The organism is Streptomyces sp. NPDC085866 (genome assembly GCF_044541035.1).
GTDB lineage: Bacteria > Actinomycetota > Actinomycetes > Streptomycetales > Streptomycetaceae > Streptomyces.
In genome coordinates, this window is sequence record NZ_JBITSQ010000015.1 from 227,439 (window position 1) to 252,141 (window position 24,703).

Annotated in this window: 24 protein-coding genes, 1 pseudogene and 1 riboswitch; of the genes and pseudogenes, 14 read left to right on the forward strand and 11 right to left on the reverse strand. The window is 70.4% G+C overall.

The window, feature by feature from the left end; all coding sequences use genetic code 11:
- Positions 1-74 precede the first annotated feature (74 nt).
- Positions 75-569: a hypothetical protein gene (locus ACIF83_RS34110; RefSeq protein WP_393480308.1), complete on the reverse strand. Its 495-nt coding sequence runs from the start codon at positions 567-569 to the stop codon at positions 75-77.
- A 281-nt stretch (positions 570-850) separates the two neighbouring features.
- On the opposite strand from ACIF83_RS34110, the gene ACIF83_RS34115 reads away from it, so the two are divergent.
- The 10 genes and pseudogenes from ACIF83_RS34115 (at position 851) to ACIF83_RS34160 (ending at position 9,495) form a co-directional block, all read left to right on the forward strand.
- Positions 851-1,408 carry a hypothetical protein gene (locus ACIF83_RS34115; RefSeq protein WP_399732683.1) on the forward strand — a complete coding sequence of 186 codons (558 nt, stop codon included), beginning with the start codon at positions 851-853 and terminating at the stop codon, positions 1,406-1,408.
- A 125-nt stretch (positions 1,409-1,533) separates the two neighbouring features.
- Entirely contained in the window at positions 1,534-1,866 is a 333-nt protein-coding gene (locus ACIF83_RS34120; RefSeq protein WP_399732686.1) for a hypothetical protein, read from the forward strand.
- A gap of 123 nt (positions 1,867-1,989) precedes the next feature.
- A complete protein-coding gene (locus ACIF83_RS34125; RefSeq protein WP_393480304.1) occupies positions 1,990-2,274 on the forward strand; it encodes a hypothetical protein in 285 nt (94 codons plus the stop codon).
- 283 nt (positions 2,275-2,557) lie between these two features.
- Positions 2,558-3,035 (forward strand): annotated as a pseudogene (locus ACIF83_RS34130) (UTRA domain-containing protein); the annotation flags it as partial.
- Between the two features lie 134 nt (positions 3,036-3,169).
- Complete coding sequence (locus tag ACIF83_RS34135; RefSeq protein WP_399732690.1) at positions 3,170-3,484, forward strand: hypothetical protein; 315 nt, start codon at positions 3,170-3,172, stop codon at positions 3,482-3,484.
- 125 nt (positions 3,485-3,609) lie between these two features.
- The gene (rlmN, locus tag ACIF83_RS34140) at positions 3,610-4,716 is read left to right on the forward strand and encodes a 23S rRNA (adenine(2503)-C(2))-methyltransferase RlmN (RefSeq protein WP_393480299.1); all 1,107 of its coding nucleotides are present in this window, start codon (positions 3,610-3,612) and stop codon (positions 4,714-4,716) included.
- Positions 4,717-4,751: 35 nt separating this feature from the next.
- Positions 4,752-4,859: riboswitch (TPP riboswitch) on the forward strand.
- Positions 4,860-4,933: 74 nt separating this feature from the next.
- A complete protein-coding gene (locus tag ACIF83_RS34145; RefSeq protein WP_399732694.1) occupies positions 4,934-6,007 on the forward strand; it encodes a thiamine ABC transporter substrate binding subunit in 1,074 nt (357 codons plus the stop codon).
- Between the two features lie 41 nt (positions 6,008-6,048).
- Positions 6,049-7,650, forward strand: a complete 1,602-nt coding sequence (locus ACIF83_RS34150; RefSeq protein ID WP_399732697.1) for an ABC transporter permease — start codon at positions 6,049-6,051, stop codon at positions 7,648-7,650.
- On the forward strand, positions 7,650-8,672 hold the full coding sequence (locus ACIF83_RS34155; protein ID WP_398139727.1) for an ABC transporter ATP-binding protein: 1,023 nt from the start codon (positions 7,650-7,652) through the stop codon (positions 8,670-8,672). The genes ACIF83_RS34150 and ACIF83_RS34155 overlap by 1 nt, the downstream gene beginning before the upstream one ends.
- Before the next feature lie 25 nt (positions 8,673-8,697).
- Positions 8,698-9,495, forward strand: coding sequence for a maleylpyruvate isomerase family mycothiol-dependent enzyme (locus ACIF83_RS34160; RefSeq protein WP_399732701.1), 798 nt, complete (start codon positions 8,698-8,700; stop codon positions 9,493-9,495).
- A 131-nt stretch (positions 9,496-9,626) separates the two neighbouring features.
- Here the strand turns inward: ACIF83_RS34160 and ACIF83_RS34165 are convergent, their stop codons facing one another.
- From ACIF83_RS34165 to ACIF83_RS34195, 7 genes are all read right to left on the reverse strand, one after another.
- Positions 9,627-10,307, reverse strand: a complete 681-nt coding sequence (locus ACIF83_RS34165; protein ID WP_393480287.1) for an LAETG motif-containing sortase-dependent surface protein — start codon at positions 10,305-10,307, stop codon at positions 9,627-9,629.
- Positions 10,308-10,468: 161 nt separating this feature from the next.
- Positions 10,469-11,593: an LOG family protein gene (locus ACIF83_RS34170; protein ID WP_398139725.1), complete on the reverse strand. Its 1,125-nt coding sequence runs from the start codon at positions 11,591-11,593 to the stop codon at positions 10,469-10,471.
- Between the two features lie 37 nt (positions 11,594-11,630).
- On the reverse strand, positions 11,631-12,038 hold the full coding sequence (locus ACIF83_RS34175) for a VOC family protein (protein ID WP_399732706.1): 408 nt from the start codon (positions 12,036-12,038) through the stop codon (positions 11,631-11,633).
- A gap of 128 nt (positions 12,039-12,166) precedes the next feature.
- Entirely contained in the window at positions 12,167-13,534 is a 1,368-nt protein-coding gene (locus ACIF83_RS34180; protein ID WP_399732709.1) for a hypothetical protein, read from the reverse strand.
- A complete protein-coding gene (locus tag ACIF83_RS34185) occupies positions 13,516-14,256 on the reverse strand; it encodes an ABC transporter ATP-binding protein (RefSeq protein WP_393480279.1) in 741 nt (246 codons plus the stop codon). Before ACIF83_RS34185 ends, ACIF83_RS34180 begins: the two co-directional genes overlap by 19 nt.
- A 191-nt stretch (positions 14,257-14,447) precedes the next feature.
- Positions 14,448-15,830 carry an aspartate aminotransferase family protein gene (locus ACIF83_RS34190; protein ID WP_399732712.1) on the reverse strand — a complete coding sequence of 461 codons (1,383 nt, stop codon included), beginning with the start codon at positions 15,828-15,830 and terminating at the stop codon, positions 14,448-14,450.
- Positions 15,815-16,333: an Lrp/AsnC family transcriptional regulator gene (locus ACIF83_RS34195; RefSeq protein WP_393480274.1), complete on the reverse strand. Its 519-nt coding sequence runs from the start codon at positions 16,331-16,333 to the stop codon at positions 15,815-15,817. The genes ACIF83_RS34190 and ACIF83_RS34195 overlap by 16 nt, the downstream gene beginning before the upstream one ends.
- Before the next feature lie 170 nt (positions 16,334-16,503).
- Between ACIF83_RS34195 and ACIF83_RS34200 the strand changes: the two genes are divergently transcribed.
- Both ACIF83_RS34200 and ACIF83_RS34205 read left to right on the forward strand, forming a co-directional pair.
- Entirely contained in the window at positions 16,504-17,943 is a 1,440-nt protein-coding gene (locus ACIF83_RS34200) for a gamma-aminobutyraldehyde dehydrogenase (RefSeq protein WP_393480273.1), read from the forward strand.
- A gap of 182 nt (positions 17,944-18,125) precedes the next feature.
- Complete coding sequence (locus tag ACIF83_RS34205; protein WP_399732716.1) at positions 18,126-19,319, forward strand: extracellular solute-binding protein; 1,194 nt, start codon at positions 18,126-18,128, stop codon at positions 19,317-19,319.
- Between the two features lie 62 nt (positions 19,320-19,381).
- On the opposite strand, the gene ACIF83_RS34210 is transcribed toward ACIF83_RS34205, so the two are convergent.
- Together ACIF83_RS34210 and ACIF83_RS34215 are read right to left on the reverse strand one after the other, a co-directional pair.
- Complete coding sequence (locus ACIF83_RS34210; RefSeq protein WP_399732719.1) at positions 19,382-20,071, reverse strand: response regulator; 690 nt, start codon at positions 20,069-20,071, stop codon at positions 19,382-19,384.
- 102 nt (positions 20,072-20,173) lie between these two features.
- Positions 20,174-21,883: a SulP family inorganic anion transporter gene (locus ACIF83_RS34215; RefSeq protein WP_399732722.1), complete on the reverse strand. Its 1,710-nt coding sequence runs from the start codon at positions 21,881-21,883 to the stop codon at positions 20,174-20,176.
- A gap of 211 nt (positions 21,884-22,094) precedes the next feature.
- Here ACIF83_RS34215 and ACIF83_RS34220 point away from each other — a divergent pair, with 211 nt between their 5' ends.
- A complete protein-coding gene (locus ACIF83_RS34220; RefSeq protein ID WP_399732725.1) occupies positions 22,095-23,000 on the forward strand; it encodes a universal stress protein in 906 nt (301 codons plus the stop codon).
- Between the two features lie 32 nt (positions 23,001-23,032).
- Positions 23,033-23,707 carry a helix-turn-helix domain-containing protein gene (locus tag ACIF83_RS34225; protein WP_399732748.1) on the forward strand — a complete coding sequence of 225 codons (675 nt, stop codon included), beginning with the start codon at positions 23,033-23,035 and terminating at the stop codon, positions 23,705-23,707.
- A gap of 86 nt (positions 23,708-23,793) precedes the next feature.
- Here ACIF83_RS34225 and ACIF83_RS34230 read toward each other — a convergent pair whose 3' ends face one another.
- Entirely contained in the window at positions 23,794-24,252 is a 459-nt protein-coding gene (locus ACIF83_RS34230; RefSeq protein WP_393480259.1) for a pyridoxamine 5'-phosphate oxidase family protein, read from the reverse strand.
- Between the last annotated feature and the right edge of the window lie 451 nt (positions 24,253-24,703).

Here is a 24,703-nt window from a genome sequence, read left to right on the forward strand (position 1 = left end):
GTGTCGAAGGCACCGCTCTGTCGCGCTCGGCGTCCTAAAGCGGTGTTCGGATCCCGCGAACTACCTCGCACTGGCTAAATGTCGAGATCCGGAGATCCGTAGCCGGAGAAGCTTGATCGCGAAGGGCGGTTCACCGGCCCTTGAGCAAGGCGTGTGTGCCGCGGATCCACCTGCAGGCGGGCGACGTTTATGAAGCGGAGTCGCGCAGTCTCCATGCAGTCCCGCGCCTCGGCCCAAAGATCCTCACTGGTGGCCGTCCGCTGCACGAACTGATCGCCATATTCCCAGAAGACTTCGTCGATCGCTGCCGCAGCAGCCACAACGGCCGGTGTGCCGACCATCCAGACAGTGCCTAAGGCAACGTTCCAGGGAATCCAATCCACCGTCTCGCCTTCACGCCAAGCTCGCCGCAGTGCCAGCTGAATGCGGGTGGACTCTGCGACCACGGCTGCACATGCCTCGATTTGCTTGTCACGTGACCAATGTCTGCGCTCAGTGCGGCTGGTGAGCAGTGAGCCAGCCACAACGCCGATCAAGGCGGTCGCCACCCCACCGATGATGGTGATCACCGTAGACCAATTCACCGTACCCCCCGCGTCGCTGCTCTACAGACTCTGCCTACTCAGCGCGCTTCCCCGTACGCCTCCCGTTGCGAAACTCCTCGGGGCGAAGAGGTCATGTCAGACGCGTGCCAGGTCGTGCGGGGAACCACGGGGAATACAAGGGGTACCGAGTGACGGTTCAGCAGGGCAACCCTGGTGCGCACAGCCGGCAGCTCCCCGGCGAGCCCCAGTTACGAGTGAGTCACGACGCCGCATCTGAGGCCCACTACCCGCCATGATTCCTGATCATGGAATGGCTCTCGCTTACGATCACCCTCGTGACGGCGTCGGCCGCATCGGGCATCGCGATATGGCAGGTACGCACACAGCGAGTCCGTCAGGTCGAGGACTTCTACATCGCTCGCTACTGGTCGCTGCTGGATCGCATGTCGACTCACGCCCTTCGCGGTGTTGACGCTGACACCTTGAGTGAGCAGGAAGAGGCAGCGGTCCGGCTGTACTTTCGCCTCAGCGAGGACGAGGCCGACCTTCGGGCTCAAGGTTGGGTTTCCGATGACACCTGGCGTTTTTGGGGCGGCGCCATCCACTCCCAGATGCATCGTCCGCCATTCGACCGTCTCTGGGCGGAGACCAGCCAAGATTCGGATGCCGGGCGCGACTACGAGTTCAGGCACCTGCGCCAGCTCTGGCACGACGCCGCCTACGATCCCGCGCCGAGTCGAACCTTCCGCAGGTGGCTGCGCCGCAGCCCGTGGCGTCGGCCGACGGCGCCAGCACGGCGCTTGACGCTCCCCCGCACCACAACCGCAACAGATCGAGCGGGGAACACCGGGGAACCACGGTGAGACCGGCCGAGCGCCACGAGGCCGCACCTCTGCCACTCGGGCAGGTCAAGAGCCGAACCGCCTTCAATGCCCGCAGCTTCCCAAGCTGATGGCGCTCTTCCCTGGGCTCCGCCATCATCGGACTCATGTCCGAGTTCGCGTGGCCTCCGGAGTCCCCGCCACCTGAGGAAGTTCGTCAGTCTTGGCCTAGGACCGTGGCAACTCTCCCCGCCGGCACCCACGTCACGGGGCGAGTCATCGGGCGACAGAGGTTCGGTGTCTTCGTCCAGATCGAGGGCCACGCCAACACTGTCGGTCTCGCCGAGGTCGGAGGGAACATGCCCCACCACATGGAGTTGCCTCAGCTGGGAGCTGAAGTCGGCGGGTGGGTCGTCGACCACGCAGACCACAATCACCACGTCAAGATCAGGCTTGATGAGTGGACGGCTGGCCCGGCAGGTCGCCAGGTGAGTGTCTAACTGCGTGACAACGCCGACGCGCACCGACGGACGAGCACGGACGCCAGCGGACCAGCAGCGCAGGTGACGAGCACACCGGCCCAAGGCACAGCCCCCACCCAAGCGGGGTGAGACCATCCGCGGATGGCAAACGCACCGCTACCCCCCGGGTGGACCCTTCAGCAGATCCGCGATGTATCCGGGGACCGAGAGGCTGTCGCCCTGGATCCAAACCGGACGGTGAAGTGGGTCGCCTGCGCCGGAGCCCACGAGGTACTGCACCCAGAGATCGTTCTCGGGTTCCACAACCTGTGCCTAGTCAAGTCCGTCCATGACGACGACTGGTACATGGGCAGCCTGTACGACGACGGCAGCGTCGACTGTTGGGCAGGCTACGACGATCTGCACGAGGCGCTACGCGGGCTGTAGCGGCATGCATGCGGGCTGCGCACAGTGAATTGGTCCGGGGTCGGCATGACGTCCCAGGGAGAGGAGCCCAGGTTCGTAACCGGGTCCCTCTCCCCGTCGAGATGGATCGGAAGGTCACCGTCAGCAGCCGCTAAACACAGCCGTCTCCTTCAGGGGCGATGAAGGTCGCTCACCGCTAGTAGATGACCGCGGCTGGTCGCAACGCGGAGCACGTCCCGCAGAGCACCGTTCAGTTCCTTCGGCAGACGTCGCAGGTCCTCCGGGGCCGCGTCCTGGTCGGCTCCTGAGGGCCGTGGGCAAGCAAGGGGATTGGGAGAGCCGGACCGACGCCAAGGTGCCGGCCCCTGCAGACATCGCGGCGCGGCTCGGCATCGCCGAGGGCGAGCTGTGCGTCCGGACGACGTACGAGTTCCTGGCCGACGGCAGGCCGGTGCAGCTGTCGACGAGTTGGGAGCCGTACGACCTCACCGCCGGCACGCTCGACGTCCTCCCGGAGGGAGGGCCGCACGCCGGGGCGGGTGTCGTGAACCGCATGGCCGCGATCGGCGTCACCGTCAGCCATGCCGTGGAGCAGCCGGAGCCGAGGCAGGCGACCGCCGAGGAGGCGTCGCTCCTGGGTATCCAGAAGGCCGCGCTCGTCACGCACATCCGGCGGATACCACAGCGACCAGGGGCAGCCCGTGAAGACGGCGGACATCGTGGTGCCCGCCGCTCACTGTGAGATCGTCTACGAGATCCCGATCAACTGTCACCAGCCCTGACTCTGCCGCCTGTCGAATGCGTGCCGAAGGCCAGTCGATGAAACGCCAAGCACGGGAAGAGAAGCAGGTCAGCAAGGGTGTGACGCTCGACCCACAAAGCGCCTTCCAAGCGCTCGCTGCATCATGATCTACCGATGGACGAGTCCGCATGGCCCGCGGGCCCTGACGCGCCGGTCGTGGACGCGGTGCTGGAAAGCCGGCCGGCAACCGTCGCGGCCCTGCCCGTAGGGACCCGAATCACCGGCGAGGTCATCGGTCGCCAGTCCTTCGGAGTCTTCATACGTATAAATGGCGTGCCGAACGCCATAGCGCCGGCGGAGATCACATCCATGCCGCAGGGGATGGACCTCCCGGCCCCCGGGGCCTTCATCAGTGGTGAGGACTTCCGGCGCGCCGACAACCACCAGGTCAGGGTCCGGCTCGGCGAGTGGCGAGTAGTCGACGAGTGATCGTCGCTGGGCCGTCCCTGGGCCGTCCGACGCCTCTCAGCAGCGACCGGTGACGCCTACTAGCGACAGTCGTAGTCAGGCACAGCCGCAGGTCACCCATTTGGATCTGCGACAATGGTAAGGCCATGCCTAAGCCCGGAGAACTCACTTTCGTAGCCCCGCGCGGAGCCAAGAAGCCGCCGCGGCACCTTGCCGACCTCTCGCCCGCCCAGCGCAAGGAGGCGGTCGCCGAGGTCGGGGAGAAGCCGTTTCGTGCCAAGCAGCTCTCGCAGCACTACTTCGCTCGGTACGCGCACGACCCCGAGCAGTGGACCGACATCCCGGCCGGTTCGCGGGACAAGCTGCGCGAGGCGCTGTTCCCGGACCTGATGACCGTCGTCCGGCATCTGTCGACCGACCAGGGGACGACCCGCAAGACGCTGTGGCGGCTGTTCGACGGCACGCTCGTGGAGTCGGTGCTGATGCGGTACCCGGACCGGGTGACCATGTGCATCAGCTCGCAGGCCGGATGTGGGATGAACTGCCCCTTCTGCGCCACAGGGCAGGCGGGGCTCGACCGGAATCTGTCGACCGCCGAGATCGTCCACCAGATCGTGGACGGCATGAGGGCCCTGCGGGACGGGGAAGTGCCCGGTGGGCCTGCGCGGCTTTCCAACATCGTCTTCATGGGCATGGGCGAGCCGCTCGCGAACTACAATCGGGTCGTGGGGGCCATCCGTGCGCTCACCGATCCCGCGCCGGACGGACTCGGGCTCTCGCAGCGAGGGATCACGGTCTCGACGGTCGGGCTGGTGCCCGCCATCCACCGGTTCGCCGACGAGGGCTTCAAGTGCCGGCTCGCGATCTCCCTGCACGCCCCCGACGACGAGCTGCGCGACACCCTCGTCCCCGTGAACACGCGGTGGAAGGTGCGCGAGGTGCTGGACGCCGGGTTCGAGTACGTCGAGAAGTCCGGGCGCCGGCTGTCGATCGAGTACGCGCTCATCCGCGACATCAACGACCAGGCCTGGCGCGGTGACCGGCTCGGGCGGCTGCTCAGGGGCAAGCCCGTGCACGTCAACCTGATTCCGCTGAACCCGACGCCGGGGTCCAAGTGGACCGCCTCGCGGCCCGAGGACGAGAAGGCGTTCGTGGAGGCGATCGCCGCCCACGGTGTGCCGGTCACCGTCCGGGATACGCGCGGGCAGGAGATCGACGGGGCGTGTGGTCAGCTCGCGGCCACCGAGCGGTAATCTGGCTGCGTTCGATTAAGTCTCATCACATCTTCATATTCCGACAGGGGAGCGCCACAGCGCTGAGAGTGCGGCAAGCGGGCCGCAGACCCTCTGAACCTCGCCCAGGTCATTCTGGGTAGGAAGTTCGGTCACCACTCATGCTGTTGCGCCCTGCCCGGGTTCGTCCCCGGGCTGGGCCGCGTTCTTCCTGGCCAACCCCCAGGAGGACACTCACGTGCACACCAAGACCCTCGTGGCCGCGGCGGTCGGCCTCGGCCTGCTCACCTTGTCCGCGTGCGGATCGACGGATACCAAGGGCTCGGCGGACTCCAAGACCGTCACCCTCGTCAGCCACGACTCGTGGGCCGTCTCCAAGAACGTGCTCAAGGACTTCGAGAAGCAGTCCGGCTACAAGGTCCGGGTACTGCCCAACGGCGACGCCGGGCAGGCCGTCAACAAGGCGATCCTGACCAAGGACAACCCGCAGGGCGACGTCCTCTTCGGCGTCGACAACACCCTGTTGTCCCGGGCTCTCGACAACGGGCTGTTCCAGTCGTACGAGGCGAAGGGCCTCGACACGGTCGGTGCCGCCTACCAGCTCGACAAGGGCAAGCACCGAATCACGCCCGTCGACTACGGCGACATCTGCGTCAACTACGACAAGGCCTACTTCAGCGAGCACAAGCTGGCCCCGCCGCAGACGTTCGCCGACCTCGCCAAGCCCGCGTACAAGAACCTGCTCGTCACCGAGAACGCGGCCACCTCCTCGCCCGGCCTCGGCTTCCTGCTCGGCAGCGCCGCGCAGTACGGCGACAACGGTTGGCAGGGCTACTGGAAGAAGCTCAAGGCCAATGGCGTCAAGGTCGTCGACGGCTGGGAGCAGGCCTACCGCCAGGAGTTCTCCGGCTCGTCCGAGGGCAAGAAGGCGGGCGGCGACCGGCCGCTCGTGGTGTCGTACGCCTCCTCCCCGCCCGCCGAGGTGATCTACGCCAAGAAGCGGCCCAGCACCGCCCCGACCGGTGTGGCCACCGGCACCTGCTTCCGGCAGATCGAGTTCGCCGGGCTGCTGAGCAACGCGAAGAACACCAAGGGCGGCAAGGCGTTCATCGACTTCCTGCTGTCCAAGGAGTTCCAGCAGGACATGCCGCTGAACATGTTCGTGTACCCGGTGGTGCAGGGCGCCGCCGTGCCCGCCGACTTCACCAAGTACGGGCCGGCCGCCAAGAACCCCGAGACCATGGCTCCCGACAAGATCGCCGCCAACCGCGACCAGTGGGTCAAGTCGTGGACGTCGCTCGTACTGAAGTAGCCGAGGGGCGAACGCGCGGGAGCGCGGCGCGGCTGGGGCTCATGGCCCTGCCCGTCGCGTTCTTCGCCGTCTTCTTCGCCTGGCCCGTCGCCGCGATCGTCGCGCGCGGGCTGAAGGTGGACGGTGCCTGGCAGTTCGGGCGGATGGCGGACGTCGTCACCCAGCCGGACATCCGGCACGTGCTGTGGTTCACCACCTGGCAGGCGCTCGCCTCCACCGCGCTCACCCTGCTGCTCGCCCTGCCCGCCGCCTATGTCTTCGCCCGCCTGGACTTCCCGGGCAGACAGCTGCTGCGGGCCGTCGTCACGGTCCCCTTCGTGCTGCCGACCGTCGTCGTCGGTACGGCGTTCCTCGCGCTCGTCGGCCGCGGCGGGCTCCTCGACGACCTGTGGGGCGTACGGCTCGACACCACCGTGTGGGCGATCCTGCTGGCACACGTCTTCTTCAACTACGCGGTCGTCGTCCGCACGGTCGGCGGACTGTGGGCCCAGCTCGACCCCCGGCAGGAACAGGCCGCCCGGATGCTCGGCGCGTCCCCGCTGCGGGCCTGGCGGAAGGTGACCCTGCCTGCCCTCGCGCCCGCCGTGGCCGCCGCCGCGCTGATGGTGTTCCTGTTCACCTTCACCTCCTTCGGCGTGGTGCAGATCCTCGGCGGGCCCACCTTCTCCACCCTCGAAGTGGAGATCTACCGCCAGACCTCAGAGGTCTTCGACCTGTCCACGGCCGCCGTCCTCACCCTCGTCCAGTTCGTCGCGGTGGGCGCGATCCTCGCCGTGCACGCCTGGACGGTACGGCGCCGGGAGACCGCCCTGCGGCTCGTCGACCCGAAGGTGACCGCCCGTCGGCCGCGCGGCGCCGGCCAGTGGGCGCTGCTGGCCGGGGTCCTGGTCACCGTCGTCCTGCTGCTGGTCCTGCCGCTCGCCGTGCTCGTGCGGCGCTCCCTCGACGCGCCGGGCTTCGGTTACTACCGGGCGCTCACCGACGCCGACGGCGGCACCTTCCTCGTGGCGCCGCTGCACGCCGTGTGGACCTCCCTCGAGTACGCCTTCGCCGCCACCGCCATCGCCGTGCTGGTCGGCGCACTCGCGGCCGCCGCGCTGGCCCGCAGGGACGCCGGACGGCTGGTGCGCGGCTTCGACGCGCTGCTCATGCTGCCCCTCGGCATCTCCGCCGTGACCGTCGGCTTCGGCTTCCTCATCGCGTTGGACAGGCCCCCGCTGGATCTGAGGCAGTCCTGGATCCTCGTCCCGCTCGCGCAGGCGCTGGTGGGCGCCCCCTTCGTCGTACGGACCATGCTGCCCGTGCTGCGGGCGGTGGACGGACGGCTCAGGGAGGCGGCGGCCGTGCTCGGGGCCTCGCCCTGGCGGGTGTGGCGGGAGGTGGACCTGCCCCTCGTGCGGCGGGCGCTGCTGGTCGCGGCCGGGTTCGCGTTCGCCGTGTCCCTCGGGGAGTTCGGGGCGACCGTGTTCATCGCCCGGCCAGACAACCCGACGCTCCCGGTCGCCGTGGCCCGGCTGCTGAGCCGGCCCGGGGACCTCAACTACGGGCAGGCGATGGCCCTGTCGACAATTCTGATGGTGGTCTGCGCGGCCGCGCTGCTGGTCCTGGAGCGGCTGCGCACCGACCGGACGGGGGAGTTCTGATGCTGCTGAGCCTCGCTGCCGCGACCGTGCGCTTCGGCGGGCGGCCGGTGCTCGACGCGGTCGACCTCGATGTCGCCGAGCACGAGGTGGTGTGCGTGCTCGGGCCCAGCGGCAGCGGAAAGTCGACGCTGCTCAGGGCGGTGGCCGGGCTGCAGCCCCTGGACTTCGGGCGGGTGCTGCTCGACGGCCGGGACCAGGCGGGCGTGCCCGCGCACCGGCGGGGCGTCGGGCTGATGTTCCAGGACCACCAGCTCTTCCCGCAGCGGGACGTCGGCGGCAACGTGGCCTTCGGGCTGCGGATGCACGGCGTGTCGAAGGGCGGACGGGACGCCGAGGTCGGGCAGTTGCTGGAGCTGGTCGGGCTGCCGGGCGCCGCCGGTCGGGCCGTCGCCGGGTTGTCCGGCGGCGAGCAGCAGCGCGTGGCCCTCGCCCGGGCGCTCGCGCCCCGGCCCCGGCTGCTCATGCTGGACGAACCCCTCGGCCAGCTCGACCGGTCGCTGCGGGAGCGGCTGGTGGTCGAACTCCGGGAGCTTTTCGGCCGGTTGGGTACAACCGTGCTCGCCGTCACCCACGACCAGGGCGAGGCCTTCGCGCTGGCCGACCGGGTGGTGGTGATGCGGGACGGGCGGATCGCCCAGTCCGGCACGCCGCTGGAAGTCTGGGAGCGGCCCGCGGACGAGTTCGTGGCCCGCTTCCTCGGCTTCGACAACGTGGTCCCGGCGACCGTCGCCGACACGGCGGCGGACACCCCGTGGGGCAAGCTGCCCGTGCCCGGCGGCTCGCCCCAGGGCAACCGCCCGCTGTTGGTCCGGCCCGCCGGTGTACGGCTCGTCGCGGCCGACGAGGGCCTGCCGTGCACGGTGACCGCCCGCACCTTCAAGGGCACCCATGTGGCCGTCCACCTCCGCCCCCGGGACGGCGGCCCGCGCCTGGAGGCGGCCTGCGCACTCCGGGACGCGCCGGAGGCCGGGGCCGAGCTGGGGGTCGCGTTCGACGCGGCCGAAATCGTGGTGCTCGGTTGATCACCTCACCCCTAGGGTGAGGGGCATGAATTTACTCGCCCATGACCGTTACTGCGACGAAATCGCCCACCAGGTAGGGCAGTTGAGGGCCGTGCTGACCTCCGGCACGGACCTCGCCACCACCGTGCCGACCTGCCCGGACTGGTCGCTGGAGGACCTCGTACGCCATATGGGTGGTGCCCTGCGCTGGGTGGACACCTTGGTGCGCAGCCGGGCGCAGGAGAACATCCCGCAGGAGCAGATCCCGCTCGGCGCCGGACCTGAGGAACGAGGGGACACGGCGGCCCTGGACAGGTGGCTGGCGGAGACCGGCGAGCTGGTCGTCGAGGCGCTGCGCGAGGCCGGGCCCGACACCACGGTCTGGGCCTGGGCCGGCATCCTCGACTCCGGCTTCTGGGCCCGGCGCATGACGCACGAGATCACCGTGCACCGCGCCGATGCCGCGCTCACGGCCGGGCTGCCCTACGAGGTCGCGCCCGAGATCGCCGCCGACGCCCTGGACGAGTGGCTGCAGCTCGTGGAGTGGGTGCAGCGGAACGCGGCGCACCCGGCGGCCGGGGAGCTGCGCGGAGACGGCCGCAGCATCCACCTGCATGCCACCGACACCGCCCCGGCCCTGAACGCCGAGTGGCTCGTCGAGCTGGGCGAGGAGGGCGTGAGCTGGCGCCGGGGCCACGAGAAGGCCACGGTCGCCCTGCGCGGCCCGCTCACCCCGGTCCTGCTCGCCTTCGTCCGGCGGCTGCCGTTGGACGCCCCCGGCCTGGAGGTGCTGGGTGAGCGCGAGGTGCTGGAGTTCTGGCTGGAGCGGACGACCTTCGGCTGAGTGCTGAGTGCTGAGCCCTCGATGTTCGGCGCTGAACGCCGAGCACCGGCCGCGAAGCCCTGACGCCGAACACACCGCGGCCCGCCCCCTGGGGATCGGGGACGGGCCGCGGCGATGTGCGAAGGGAGGCGTCAGCGGCCGCTGCTCGCCCCACGGCGGCGCATGCCGAAGTAGACCGCGCCACCGCCGACGACGACCAGGGCGCCCGCGACACCGGCGATCAGACCGGTGTTGGAGCTGGCACCGGTCTCGGCGAGGTTCGAGTCACCGGCCGCCGGGGACGGCGCGTTGCTCGGCGCGCCCGCCGGGGCGGAGCTGCTCTCGGAGGCCGACGGAGTCGGGGTGGAGGTGGACGCCGACGGCTTCGGCGTCGGGGTGGCCGGCGGAGTCGGAGTCTGGGACTCCTCCTTCTTGCAGGCCGTCGACGGGGTCACCAGGTCGGGCTTGATGTCCTCGTCGACCTGGTTGCCGGCCTTGACATGGATGCGGTAGGTGGCGTTGGGCTTCCAGTTCTCCTGGAAGTTCACCGTGGTGCCCGTGGCGGAGCCCTTGATGTCCTGCGGCTCGCCGACCTGCTTCTCGACACCGGCGGCGTTCTTCGAGAAGACGGTGATCGTGGCCGGGGTGCCGGAGCCGTCCTTGTCGGTGACGACGATGACGCCCTTGTGGCCGTCGCACTGGGCTTCGGCGGAGAACTCAGTGATGTTGCAGGCGAGCGCCTGGCCGGCGACACCGAGGGCCAGCGCGGCGGAGGCGGAGGCAACACCCAGGATGCGCACGGAACGACGTGCGCTACGGCGGGTTATGGACAACGTTTGTCCTTTACAGAGTGCAGAACTGCGGGGGGTTGAGGGGGAGACGGGACGACGGATGAGGTGATGCCCCAGCACCCCCAGGAGGCTCACAGGTTTATAAGCGCTCCATAAGAGTGTCAATGCATATGCCCGCGGCGGCCGTTGGCTTTGCCTGCTTATTAACTGCAGAGACGTTTCAACACCTCAGAAGCCTGCTCGATCCGGTCAACGAGGGCGATACGGGACTCCATGGACCGCCCCCGCGCCAACGACTGCAGCAGCGGCCAGGTCGGCAGTTCCCGCGTCCAGTGCTCCTCGTTCACCAGCACCATGGGCGTGGGCTCGCCCCGCGACTCGTAGTAGTTGGGCGTCGCGTTGTCGAAGATCTCCTGCACGGTGCCGGCGGCGCCCGGCAGGAACACCACCCCGGCGGTGGAGCGGGCCAGCAGGCCGTCCTCGCGGGTGGCGTTGGCGAAGTACTTGGCTATGTGCGCGGCAAAGGCGTTCGGCGGCTCGTGGCCGTAGAACCAGGTGGGGATGCCCACCGACTCCCCGCCGCCGGGCCAGCGTTCGCGCACCTCGAAGGCGGCCCGCGCCCAGTCGGTGACGGACGGCCGGAACGAGGGTGCCTCGGCGAGGAGCCGGAGCGCCTCCTCCAGCATGCCGTCGGCGAAGGGGGCGGCGTACGCGCCGAGGTTGGCCGCCTCCATCGCGCCGGGGCCACCGCCGGTGGCGACCGTGAACCCTGCGCGTGCCAGATCCCGGCCCAGCCGGGCGGCTCCGGCGTAGGCGGCCGTGCCACGGGCCATCGCGTGGCCGCCCATGACGCCCACCACCCGGGCGCCGACGAGGAGTTCGTCCAGGGCGTCGGAGACGGCGTCGTCGTGGATCGCGCGCAGCATGGAGGCGAAGACGTCACCGTCGGCCTTGGTGCGCTGGAACCAGGCGTAGGCCTGCGCGTCCGGCGTCGCCTCGTAGCCCTTCTCCAGCGACTCGAACAACTCGTCGGGTGAGTAGGCGAAGCCGCGGTACGGGTCGAAGGGGAGCCCCGGGACCGGCGGGAACACCAGGGCGCCGGACGACCGGACGTGGGCGGCCGCCGCGGGGTCCATCGGGCAGCCGAGGAACATGGCGCCCGTGGTGTCGAGGGTGAGCAGAGTCTTCGTACGGTCCGTCAGATCGACGGCCTGGACGCGGTGGTGGGCCAGTGAGCCGCGCTCGGCGACGACCTCGTCGAACTCGGCCAGGGACTCGATCTCGCGGTCGTGGGAGCCGTCGAGCGGCTGGGCGGGTGTCGGATGCACCCGCCCATGCTAGGCACGTCTGTGCGAACGGGCCGGGTCAGCCCTGAACCGCCGCCGGGTCCATCCACATGACCTCCCAGGTGTGGCCGTCGAGGTCGTCGAAGGCGCGGCCGTACATGAAGCCGTGGTCCTGAGTCTCGCCGCTGGGCTTCCCGCCCGCCGCGATCGCCTTGTCCACCAGCTCGTCGACCTTCTCGCGGCTTTCGGCGCTCAGACACACCAGCACCTCGCTGGACGTCGTCGATTCGACGATCTCCTTCTTCGTGAAGGTGGCGTAGTGCTGCTTGCTGAGCAGCATCGCGACGATCGTGTCGCTGATCACGACGCAGGTGCAGTCGTCGCTGCTGAACTGGGGGTTGATCGTGTAGCCGAGTGCGGTGAAGAACTTCTTGGACGCCTCGACGTCGGCGGTGGCCAGGTTCACGAAGATCATCTGCTGGTACATGGGGGTCTCTCCCTCGGGTCCGTGTGCTTGCTGCCGTTCGTTGGGTCAGACGTCGGGCCGCCGCGGAACTCATCGGCGGCCGGAGATTTTTCCCGGGAGATTTTTCGGGAGCCCGTCTCGTCCGGCGCTCAGTGGGCCATCGGCAGCGCCGCCAGGTTGGCGATCACCAGGGTGAGCGGGCCGAACACGGCGAGCAGCGCGGCGGCGCGGAGGGCGGCGGCGCTGCGCAGCGTCGCGGCGGGGGCGCCGAGGCGCAGCAGCGCGGCGACGGTGTCGGCGCGGCACTGCCGGGCCTCGGTGGCCGCCGTCAGCAGGGTCGCCACCGTGCTCCCGGTGACCACGAGCGCGCCGAGGGTCGTCAGGGGGCCGAAGGAGGGGGCGGGCCCGTCGTACAGGACGGTCAGGGCGTAGGTGGCGGACGCCACCGCGCAGACCACGCCGAGGGGGCGGCCGATCCGGGTGGCCTCCGCCATCAGGCCCCGGCCGGCCAGCAGCCTGAGGGCGCCCGGACGGACGGACTGCAGGACGCGCCCGCACAGATGGGTGAGGCCGGGAGAGGCGAGGACGAGACCGAGGGCGGTCAGGATCCAGCCGACCAGCACGGTGAAGGCCTCGACCGGCAGGTCGGTGAGGTCGGGGGCGGGGGTGGTGCGGCCGGCGTAGGCCTGCACGGCGAGGCCCGCGGCGACGGTGGCGATGCCCCAGGGGAGGCCGACAGGTGCTTCGCGGGGCGGCGGGAGGGTGGTGGGGATGTCGGCCTGGTCGGCGTCCTGTTCCGGCGCCTCGGAATCGGCGACCCCGGGGTGAGCGGTCTCGGGCGGAGCCTGCTGAGCGGTTTCCGTCTTTCCGGCGGCAGCACGCGACCCTGCGGGGGCGAGCGACCGCGCCCCGAACCTCCCGTACGCCCCGAACGTCTCCCGCTGTGCCGAGTGGTCGTTCGCACCGAAGCGGCCGAAGGCGCGGGTGGCCCTGGCGGGTTGGCGCCGGTCCCTGGGGCGCAGGGCGACGGCCACCGTCGTCGAGGCGAACACCGGGACCAGGGCCAGCAGGGTCAGGGCCGCCGGCAGCGGGAGGGGCTGGTCCGCGGCCAGGAACTGGGCCGCCGCGCCGTCGAAGGGCATGCCCGTCAGATCGCCGCGCAGGTGCAGGAAGACCAGCAGCGCCAGCATCGAGCCCAGGGTGGCGGACAGGGCTGTCGTCAGCGCCGAGATCGCCATCAGGCGGGCCGGGCCCAGGCCCACGGCCGACAGGCCCTGCCGGGGTCTGGTGCCGGGGTCCGTGCGGGCCACCGCGAGCGCGAAGTACACGGTGGCGGCGAGCGGGACCAGGCACCAGACCAGGCGCAGCACGGCCGGGCCCGGGGTCTGCGGGTGGCCCAGCGCGTAGCCCAGGGCGCCGAGCAGCAGGAAGCCGGTGCCCCCCGAGGCGGCGGCGACCAGCAGGCGGCGCAGCTGGACGGCGGGCCGGGCCGCGCGGGTCAGGCGGAGAGCGAGCACGCGGCCCGGCCTTCCGTCTCCGGGGTGTCCGGCAGGTGCACCGTCTTCACGCGGCGCCCGTCCAGCAGGGAGAGCGCGCGGTCGGCGAGGGCGGCGGTGTCGAAGTCGTGCGTGGCCAGCACGACGGTGATGCCGTGCGAGCGGGCCGCCGTGGTGAGCGTGCGCAGCACATGGGCGCGGTCGGCGCGGTGCAGCGGGGCCGTCGGCTCGTCCGCGAAGAGGATCGTGGGCCCGGGGGCGAGCGCGCGGGCGATGCAGACGCGCTGGCGCTCCGCCTGCTGCAGCTGGTGCGGGCGTCTGCGGGCCCGGTCGCCGACGTCCAACCGCTCCAGCCACTCCAGCGCGGCCACCTTGGCCCGGCGGCGGCCGGTACCGCGCAGCATCAGCGGGAGGGCGGCGTTCTCCCAGACGTTCAGCTCCGGTACGAGCACGGGGGACGGGTCGATCCAGCCGAAGCGGTCGCGGCGCAGCCGCTCACGGTCCATCGGCCCCAGCGTGTGCATGGGCACGCTGTTGAACCAGACCTCGCCCTGCTGCGCCCGCACCAGACCGGACAGGCACCTGAGGAGCGTGGTCTTGCCGCTGCCGCGCGGGCCGCTGACGGCGAGGATCTCGCCCTGCCGCACCTCGAGCGAGACACCGGCCAGGCCGGGCGAGCCGTCGCGGTGCGTGAAGTGCAGGGAGCGTGCCCACAGCACGTCGTTGTCCGGCGGGGCCTCCATGGGCGTACACCTCGGTTCTGATCCGTTGTTCCCTTGCTCCGTCCCCCGTCCGGGGGAACGAAGGCTGGGCCGATCGGTCACTGGAACGCTAGGCAGCCGGTACCTGGAGGCCGGACAGCACACGGCCCCGGGCCGCCGTTCTCACTCGAACGGACGGCACCGGGGCCGGTGTTGATCATCCAGCCGGATGATCAGAGCTTGGTCCACGCCTCCGTGAGGGTGGCCCGCAGGATCTGCTCGATCTCGTCGAAGGTCTCCTGGTTGGAGATCAGCGGCGGGGCGAGCTGGACGACCGGGTCGCCGCGGTCGTCGGCACGGCAGTAGAGGCCGTTCTCGAAGAGCGCCTTGGAGAGGAAGCCGTACAGGACGCGCTCGGTCTCCTCCTCGTTGAAGGACTCCTTGGTGTTCTTGTCCTTCACCAGCTCGATGCCGTAGAAGAAGCCGTTGCCGCGGACGTCGCCGACGATCGGCAGGTCGTGCAGCTTCTGCAGCGTGGAGAGGAACGCGGACTCGTTGTCGAGGACGTGCTGGTTGAGGCCTTCACGCTCGAACAGGTCCAGGTTCGCCAGGCCCACGGCCGCGGACACCGGGTGACCGCCGAAGGTGTAGCCGTGCAGGAAGGTGTTGTCGCCCTTGTAGAACGGCTCGGCGATCCTGTCGGAGACGATGCAGGCGCCGATCGGGGAGTAGCCCGAGGTCATGCCCTTGGCGCAGGTGATCATGTCCGGGACGTAGCCGAACTTGTCGCAGGCGAACATCGTGCCCAGGCGGCCGAAGGCGCAGATGACCTCGTCCGACACGAGCAGCACGTCGTACTTGTCGCAGATCTCGCGCACGCGCTGGAAGTAGCCGGGCGGGGGCGGGAAGCAGCCGCCGGCGTTCTGCACGGGCTCCAGGAAGACCGCGGCGACGGTGTCGGGGCCCTCGAAGAGGATCTGCTGCTCGATCTGGTCGGCGGCCCAGCGGCCGAAGGCCTCCGGGTCGTCGCCGAAGATCGGGGCGCGGTAGATGTTGGTGTTGGGAACCTTGTGCGCACCCGGCACCAGCGGCTCGAAGGGGGCCTTCAGGCCCGGCAGGCCGGTGATGGACAGGGCGCCCTGCGGGGTGCCGTGGTAGGCGACCGCACGGGAGATGACCTTGTACTTGGTCGGCTTGCCCTGCAGCTTGAAGTACTGCTTGGCGAGCTTCCAGGCGGTCTCGACCGCCTCGCCGCCGCCCGTGGTGAAGAAGACCTTGTTCAGGTCGCCCGGGGCGTAGTCGGCGATGCGCTCGGCCAGCTCCACGGCCTTCGGGTGGGCGTAGGACCACACCGGGAAGAACGCCAGCTCCTGGGCCTGCTTGAAGGCGGTCTCGGCGAGTTCCGTGCGGCCGTGACCGGCCTGGACCACGAACAGACCGGCGAGACCGTCGAGGTAGCGCTTGCCCTTGTCGTCGTAGATGTAGGTGCCCTCGCCCCGGACGATGGTCGGGACGGGGGAGTTCTCGTACGAGGACATGCGGGTGAAGTGCATCCACAGGTGATCGTACGCGGTGCGGCTGAGGTCCTTCTGGGCCACGGTTATCGGGTTCCCCACATGTAGGTCTGCTTCTTCAGCTTCAGATAGACGAAGCTTTCGGTGGAGCGCACTCCGGGCAGGGCCCGGATGCGTTTGTTGATGACGTCCAGCAGGTGGTCGTCGTCCTCGCAGACGATCTCGGCGAGGATGTCGAACGAGCCCGCGGCCATCACCACGTACTCGACTTCCGACATGGCGCTCAGCGCGTCCGCGATCGACTCGACATCGCCCTCGACGTTGATCCCGACCATCGCCTGCCTGCGGAAGCCCACGGTGAGCGGGTCCGTGACGGCGACGATCTGCATCACGCCCTGGTCCAGCAGCTTCTGGACGCGCTGGCGCACGGCCGCTTCGGAGAGGCCGACGGCCTTGCCGATCGCGGCGTACGGCCGGCGGCCGTCCTCCTGGAGCTGCTGAATGATGGCGAGGGAGACGGCATCCAGCTGGGGGGTGCCGTTCCTGGACTCGCGGGACGAGTCCCTCTGGTCTGCGCTTCGACTGGCCACGACCTCACTGTGCACGACGTCTCGACAGTTTCGCAAGGCCGTAGCGATGAAATTCGTTGTTTGCGAGTCCCAGTCTTGCGGATTTCGCAGAAGTGGCCGGGATGGGGGTGTTGAAAACGTGGGTGCGACGACTAGGGTGGGTGTCTCAGTGATTGGACAGCTTGAACCAGACCAGGAGGCCGGCAGTGAGCACCGAGCTGCGTCGTCTGCGCAACTACATCGACGGTGAGTTCCGGGACGCCGCCGACGGACGGACCACCGAGGTGGTCAACCCCGCGACGGGCGAGGCGTACGCCACCGCTCCGCTGTCCGGGCAGGTGGACGTGGACGCCGCCATGGCGGCCGCCGCCGCGGCCTTCCCGGCCTGGCGCGACACGACCCCCGCCGAGCGGCAGAAGGCCCTCCTGAAGATCGCGGACGCGTTCGAGGAGCGTGCCGAGGAGCTGATCGCGGCCGAGGTGGAGAACACGGGCAAGCCGACCGGGCTGACCCGCTCCGAGGAGATCCCGCCGATGGTCGACCAGATCCGCTTCTTCGCGGGTGCGGCCCGGCTGCTCGAGGGCCGCTCGGCCGGCGAGTACATGGACGGGATGACCTCGATCATCCGCCGCGAGCCGGTCGGCGTCTGCGCGCAGGTCGCGCCGTGGAACTACCCGATGATGATGGCCGTGTGGAAGTTCGCCCCGGCCATCGCCGCGGGCAACACGGTCGTCCTGAAGCCCTCGGACACCACCCCCGCCTCGACCGTCCTGATCGCCGAGATCATGGGCTCGATCCTGCCCAAGGGCGTCTTCAACGTCATCTGCGGCGACCGTGACACCGGCCGCGCGATGGTCGAGCACGAGACCCCGGCGATGGCCTCCATCACCGGCTCCGTACGCGCCGGCATGTCCGTCGCCGAGTCCGCCTCCAAGGACCTCAAGCGGGTCCACCTGGAGCTGGGCGGCAAGGCCCCGGTCGTCGTCTTCGAGGACACCGACATCTCCAAGGCCGTCGAGGACATCTCGGTGGCGGGCTTCTTCAACGCCGGCCAGGACTGCACGGCCGCGACCCGCGTCCTCGTCCAGGAGTCCATCCACGACGAGTTCGTCGCCGCGCTGGCGAAGGCCGCGTCCGAGACCAAGACCGGTCAGCCGGACGACGAGGACGTCCTCTTCGGTCCGCTGAACAACCCCAACCAGCTCAAGCAGGTCTCCGGCTTCATCGAGCGCCTGCCCGCCCACGCCAAGGTCGAGGCGGGTGGCCACCAGGTCGGCGACAAGGGCTACTTCTACGCCCCGACCGTCGTCTCCGGCCTGAAGCAGGACGACGAGATCGTCCAGAACGAGGTCTTCGGCCCGGTCATCACCGTCCAGTCCTTCACCGACGAGGACCAGGCCGTCGAGTGGGCCAACGGCGTCGAGTACGCCCTCGCCTCCTCGGTGTGGACCAAGGACCACGGCCGCGCGATGCGCATGTCCAAGAAGCTCGACTTCGGCTGCGTGTGGATCAACACCCACATCCCGCTGGTCGCCGAGATGCCCCACGGCGGCTTCAAGAAGTCCGGCTACGGCAAGGACCTTTCGGCGTACGGCTTCGAGGACTACACGCGGATCAAGCACGTGATGACGTCGCTGGACTCGTAAGAATCCGGGAGCAGGCATGCGCGGCCCCGGACGGGATCACCTTCCCGTCCGGGGCCGCGCCGTTCTGCCGTACGGCGCCGGTCGCTCCTAACGGCACTGATCGACAAGGTGTCGGGTCCCACCCGGTGGGATCGACGCAGCGTCGATTGTCCGTGCGTGGGGCCTCACGGCATCCTGCCCTGGTGCCCCAGACATCCTCGCTTCCGCGTCCCGTCTCCCGCCGTTCCCTGCTGCGCACGCTCGGTGGCACCGCCGCGCTCGGCGCCCTGGCCGGCTGCGGGGTACCCGCCGCCTACGTCGAGCCCGGCGACCGTGCCGTGACCGATGTGTCGGCCACCGACAAGAAGCTGACCTGGGCGAACTGGCCGCTGTACATCGACACCGATGACGACAACCCCAACAAGCGGCCCACCCTCGAGGCCTTCGGGAAGCGCACCGGCATCTCCGTCGACTACGTCGAGGAGATCAACGACAACGACGAGTTCTTCGGCAAGATCAGCCCCGCGCTGATGAACCACCAGTCGACCGGCCGCGACCTGATCGTCATCAGCGACTGGATGTGCGCACGCTTCGTCCGCCTGGGCTGGGTGCAGCGGATGGACCGCGCCCACCAGCCCAACGTGGCGAAGTACCTGGACCCGCTCCTGCGCTCACCGGCCTTCGACCCGGGCCGCAGGTTCACGGTGCCGTGGCAGTCCGGCATCACCGGCATCGCGTACAACCGCCGCAAGCTCGGCCGCGAGATACGCCACGTCTCGGACCTCTGGGCGAGCGACCTCAAGGGCCGCGTGACCCTGCTCTCCGGCCTGGACGAGTCGTTCGCGCTGCTGATGCAGGGCAACGGCGTGGACGTCACCAAGTGGACCGCGGACGACTTCCACCGGGTCTGCGACCAGGTGGAGCGCGAGGTCCACCGGGGCCAGATCCGCCGTTTCACCGGCAACGACTACACCAAGGACCTGGTCAGCGGCGACGTCCTCGCCTGCCAGGCCTACTCGGGCGACGTCATCCAGCTGCAGGCGGACAACCCCGACATCCGCTTCCTCGTCCCCGAGGAGGGAGCCGAGCTGTGGTCGGACTCCCTGATGATCCCCAACCGGGCCCGCCACAAGACCAACGCCGAGCGCCTGGTCGACTACTACTACGACCCCGAGGTGGCCGCTAAGCTCGCCGCCTGGGTCAACTACGTCTGCCCGGTCCCGGCGGCCAGGGAGGTGCTGGCGGCGTCCAAGGACAAGGACACCGCGGCCCTGGCCGACAACCCGCTGGTCTTCCCGGACAGCACCATGCGCAAGCGGCTGGCCATCGCCCGGGACATCACCTCCACGGAGCGGGTGGAGTTCGCGAAGAGGTGGAACCAGATCGTGGGGCTGTAGGTCCGGGGACTTCCCGGGAAACGGCCCGGAACTCTCCGGGCCGGGACCGGCGGTGCCGACCGTCAGACCTGGTCGCCGTCGTGCTCGAGGTGTGAGGCGAGGACCGCTGCCTGGACCCTGCGCTGTACGCCCAGCTTGGCCAGCAGGCGGGAGATGTGGTTCTTGACCGTCTTCTCGGACAGGTACAGCTTGGTGCCGATCTCGCGGTTGGTCAGGCCGTCGCCGATCAGGGCGAGGATGTCGCGTTCGCGCGGGGACAGGGTCGCCAGCTCGGGGGGCAGTGCGGGGGTCTCGGCGGGGCCGGTCCGCAGGGACCGCATGAGTCGGGCGGTCGTCGCGGGGTCAAGCATCGACTGGCCCGAGGCGACCGTGCGGACCGCCGACACCAGGTCGGAGCCCTTGATCTGCTTCAGGACGTACCCGGACGCCCCGGCCATGATCGCGTCGAGCAGGGCCTCCTCGTCGTCGAAGGAGGTCAGCATCAGGCAGGCCAGTTCCGGCATCCGGCTGCGCAGCTCCCGGCAGACCGAGATGCCGTCGCCGTCGGGCAGGCGCACGTCGAGCACGGCGACGTGCGGGCGCAGTGCCGGGCCGCGGGTGAGGGCGTGCTCGGCGGTGTCCGCGTCGCCGACCACGGAGATGTCCGGCTCGGCGTCGAGCAGGTCGGCCAGGCCGCGTCGTACGACCTCGTGGTCGTCCAGCAGGAACACCCGGATCGGGTGCTGCTCGGTGAAGGTGTGTTCCTCGGCCATGACGACCTCTCGTTCCCCGGTCGGGGCAGCCTGAAAGCTGCCCCTGGCGTCGATCATCGTCCGCCGGTGCCGTATGCACCAGGGCCGACCGGCCCTACTCGTTCAGTGGGCGCGGCTCCAGTCCCGGTACGCGGCCACCGCCGTGGGCAGCGTCGGGAAGATGTGGTCGGCGCCGACGGACTCCGCGAGGCCGTACGACTCGAGGTCGTCCAGCAGGTCCTGTTTGACCCGGGCGAGAGCGAAGACGATGCCTCGGCCCGTGAGCTCCTGCCGCAGGTCCTCCACGGCGTCCAGGGCCGTGATGTCGACCTCCACGTTGGCCTCGGTGTTGAGGACGAACCATCGGACGGGTTCGGTCTGTTCGTCCACGGCTTCCAGCGCCCGGCGCCGGAAGTTCTCCGCGTTGGCGAAGAACAGGGGCGAGTCGTAGCGGTACACCAGCAGACCGGGGACCGTGCGCGCCGCCGGGAAGTCGTCGACGTCGTGCATGCCGGCCATCCCGGGGACCAGGCCCTCGACCGCGTCGTGGGGCCGGGCGACCCGGGTCAGCAGCTCGGCGATCGACAGGCCGACGGCCACGAGCACTCCGTACAGGATGCCCAGGGCGAGCACGCCCGCCAGGCAGCCCAGGGCGAGGAACAGCTCGCGGCGCCGGAAGGAGGCGAGCCGGCGGAAGCCCGCGGCGTCGATCATGTGGGCGGCGGCGTAGACGACGAGTGCGCCGAGCGCGGCGGAGGGCATGCGGGAGAGCAGCGGGCTGAGGAACAGCAGGACCGCCAGCACCCCCGCCCCCGCGACCAGCGAGTACAGCTGGCTGCGGGCGCCCGCGGAGGATGCGAGCGCCGTACGGCTGGCGCTGCTGCTGACCGGGAAGCCGTGCAGCAATCCGGCGCCGAGGTTGGTGGCGCCCAGGGCGAGGAACTCCCGGTCGGCGTCGAGCGCGTTCTGGTCGCTGCGGTCCGCGAACGCCCGAGCGGTGAGGATCATGTCGGTGTACGCGACCAGCAGCACACCGAGCGCGGGCAGCACCAGGCCCGGCACCTCGGAGAGATCCGGCAGCGCGAGGTCCGGAAGGCCGGAGGGCACCGTGCCGATCACCGTGACGCCGTACCGGCCGTCCAGGTCGAAGACCACGACGGCCACCGTGGCGAGGACCACGGCGAGCAGGGGGCCGGGGAGCGCCGGGAAGAAGCGGGCGACGGCGAAGAGGAACACCAGTACGGCGGCGGAGAGGGCCACGGTCGCCGGGTGGGCGTCTGTGAGATGAGTGAAGAAGGACCACAGCTGGGGGAAGAACTCCGTGCCGCTCGTCCGCACACCGGTGAGCCTGGTCAACTGGTCCACCGCCATGATCAGGGCCACGCCCGCGAGATAGCCGACCAGGACAGGGCGGGAGAGCAGGTCGGCGAGGAAGCCCAGCCGTATCACCCGGGCCGCCAGGCACAGCAGTCCGACCGTGACGGCGAGGGCGGCCGCCAGCGAGGCGTAGCGGCCCGGGTCGCCGGCGGCCAGGGGCCCCACCACCGTGGCTGTCATCAGGGCCGTCGTGGACTCCGGGCCGACCGACAGCAGGCGTGAGGAGCCGAGCAGCGCGTAGAGGCCGAGCGCCGGGAGGATCGCCCAGAGTCCGGTGACCGGCGGCAGACCGGCCACGCCCGCGTACGCCATGCACTGGGGTACGAGGTACGCGGCCACCGTAACGCCCGCCGGCAGGTCGCCCCGGAGCCGGTTCCGCAGGCGCCCGAGGAGTGCACCGGGCCCGGGCACCGGACCGCGCAGCCCCGGAACCCGCCCGGCCCGTCCTTTGGCCATGCGTCGACCTCCGCCGTCCGCCCTCAGGATCCACCGGCGCACCAGCCACCGCGAGGCGTACGGGCCCCGCCTCGCGGCCCCCGCACCGCCGTCCGGCCCTTCAGGGGCCGGTCGGTCCCGGCCGGGGACGAGTGGCCCCTGCTTCCGGCGGCACCGGACGGAGGACGGTGGGAGTGGTGGAAGCGATTCCTCGCCCCTGGAGGTGAAGAGTATGACCCGACCGGTCACGGTAGGTCTCGACTGCTCGCCCGAGAGCCGGGCCGCAGCGGAATGGGCGGCCCGTGAGGCAGTGCTGAGGGGCCTGCCTCTGAAGATCGTCCATGTCTGGGAGCCCGCGCCCGAGCTGATCGGTCAGGTGCTGGTGCCGCGAGCGGAGACCGACCAGTACTGGACCGAGCGGGTTCCGCGTGAGTCCGCCGAGGGCATCCGGCTGCGCCACCCCGGTCTCGACGTGACCGCCGAGCAGCGCACCGGGATGCCCGCCGACGTGCTGTGCGAGGCGGCGGAGGCCGCCGAGCTGCTGGTGCTCGGCTCACGGGGCATCGGCGGGCTCGGCGGGTTCATGGTCGGCTCGGTCAGCCTGTCCGTCATCGCCCGGGTCGAACGGCCCGTGGTGCTGGTCAGGGCGGGTGAACAGGCCGCCGACGAGCACCGGATGGACCCGGCGGGCGTGCCCTCCGCCGCGGCACCCTTCCGGCCCGTCGTCCTCGGCCTCGACACCGGGGACCCCGACGAGACGCTGCTCGAGTTCGCCTTCGACGCCGCCGCGCGCCGCGAGGCCCCACTGCGCATCGTGCACGGCTGGAACCCGCCGCCCTCCGACCCGTACACCCTGTCCGCCGGCTACGACCTGCGGGGATCGATCGCGCGGAGCGAGGCCGACGTCCTGACCGAGGTGGTGCGCCCGTGGCTGCAGAAGTTCCCGGACGTGGAAGTGACCGAGGTGAGCCGGCCCGGCCATGCCGCACCGGTCCTGGTCGCCGCCTCCCGTGACGCCTCCCTGGTCGTCGTCGGCCGGCGCATCCGCACCAGCCGGCTCGGCGCCCACATCGGCCACGTCACCCACGCCGTCCTGCATCACGTCGACGCTCCCGTCGCCGTGGTCGCGCACGGCTGACTCCGCGGCCCCGAGGAGGAGAAGCCATGATCATGAACGAGCGGACGAGGGCGAACACGGCGACGGAGGCGCCCCTGGGCGACCTGGGCCGCAGGCTCGCCGCGCGGCGGATCCAACTCGGCCTGACACGGCGGGAGACGGCGGCGCGTGCCGGGATGGCGCCCAGCTATCTCAGGTACTTGGAGGAGTACCCCGGGGCCATGCCGGGCACCGGCCTGCTGATGACCCTGGCCAAGGCCCTGGAGACCACCGTCACCGAACTCACCGGCGGCACCGTCGACCTGCCACCCGGTATCGGACACGCCGGGCCCGCACCGAAGTTCACCAGGCTGCGCACCGGCGAGTGCCGGGCCCTGCTGGCGACGCACGGGGTGGGGCGGCTCGCGGTGCCCACGGCCGCAGGGCCGGTGATAGTGCCCGTCAACTACAGCGTCGTGGACGGTGCGATCGTCTTCCGGACCGAACGCGGCGCGACGCCGGCCCTGGCCATGGGCTGTCAGGTGGCGTTCGAGGTCGACCGCATCGACGACGCGTTCAGCCAGGGCTGGAGCGTCCTGGTCCGCGGCCCCGCGCACGCGGTCACGGACCCGCAGGAGCAGCGCCGGCTCACGGAAGGGGCTCACAGCACGCCCTGGGCGGGGGGTTCCCGCAACCTGTGGGTGCGCATCGATCCGTTCACCGTGACCGGACGCCGGATCACCGTGTGAGGAGGAGGGGGCGGTACGACGGAAGGCGACGCGTGTACGACCCTGCGCGCGTCGCCTTCCGCCGTGCTCCCGCGCGGTCGGCGCATTCAGCCGCCCTCCGGCGCGTCGCCCCGCGCGGTCAGCAGGATGCCCGTGACCAGATCGGGGTGGATCCGCACCGCGTGGTCCATCCCCGGCAGGGCCGCCCACGGCTGCAACATCCCTCGGATGCGGGCCAGTTCGTCCTCGTCGGTCACCACCTGCGCGTACCCCGTGACCACCACGCTCCAGCCGAGGTGGGTGTCCGGGTCGATGGCGTCGGCCTGGTAGGCGACGACGACACCGGGGCTCTCGGCCTGCCGGGCCTGGGAGGTCAGGGCCGCGCCCTCGTGGGTGCGGATGACGATGTCGCCGTCGTCCAGGACGTGGTTGACCGGGCGGACGGTGGGCAGCGCCTGCCGGGTGAAGACGACCCTTCCCAGGGACACGCTGCCCAGCAGCCGCAGGGCCTCGGCACGGTCGAGATCGACGCGCCGGTGCGACGCCGGGTCCTTGTCAATGATCATGGCGGGGCTTCTTCGTGGGGTGCGTCGTGCGCTTCTCATCGGCCCCCGCCTCGGCATGGGCGTCGGGACGGGATGCGGGCGGAGCGACACCGCGGGGGATCGGTGCCGCTCCTGTGTCCACTGTCGCGTGTGCGGCACCACCGGGCCAGTGCCGATCGGTCCCCGTCCAGGGACCGGAGGTCCTGTGGTGGCAGTCGTCCGAAGGCACCGGCCGATGACGGATACGGTGGTGGGGGCCCGGAGGGTCCGGGTGTGCCCGCCCAGGTGACCTGGAGGAACGTGGTGGCAAGCCCCGAGGGGCCCCGTGTACGACTGCCGCAGCTGAAGCTCGACGAGTTGCTGGAGGAGTTGCAGGCCCGGATCGACGCGGCCCGTGGCACCCGGGACCGGGTGCACAGTCTGTTGGAGGCGGTGCTCGCTGTCGGCCGGGAGCTGGACCTGGAGCAGGCTC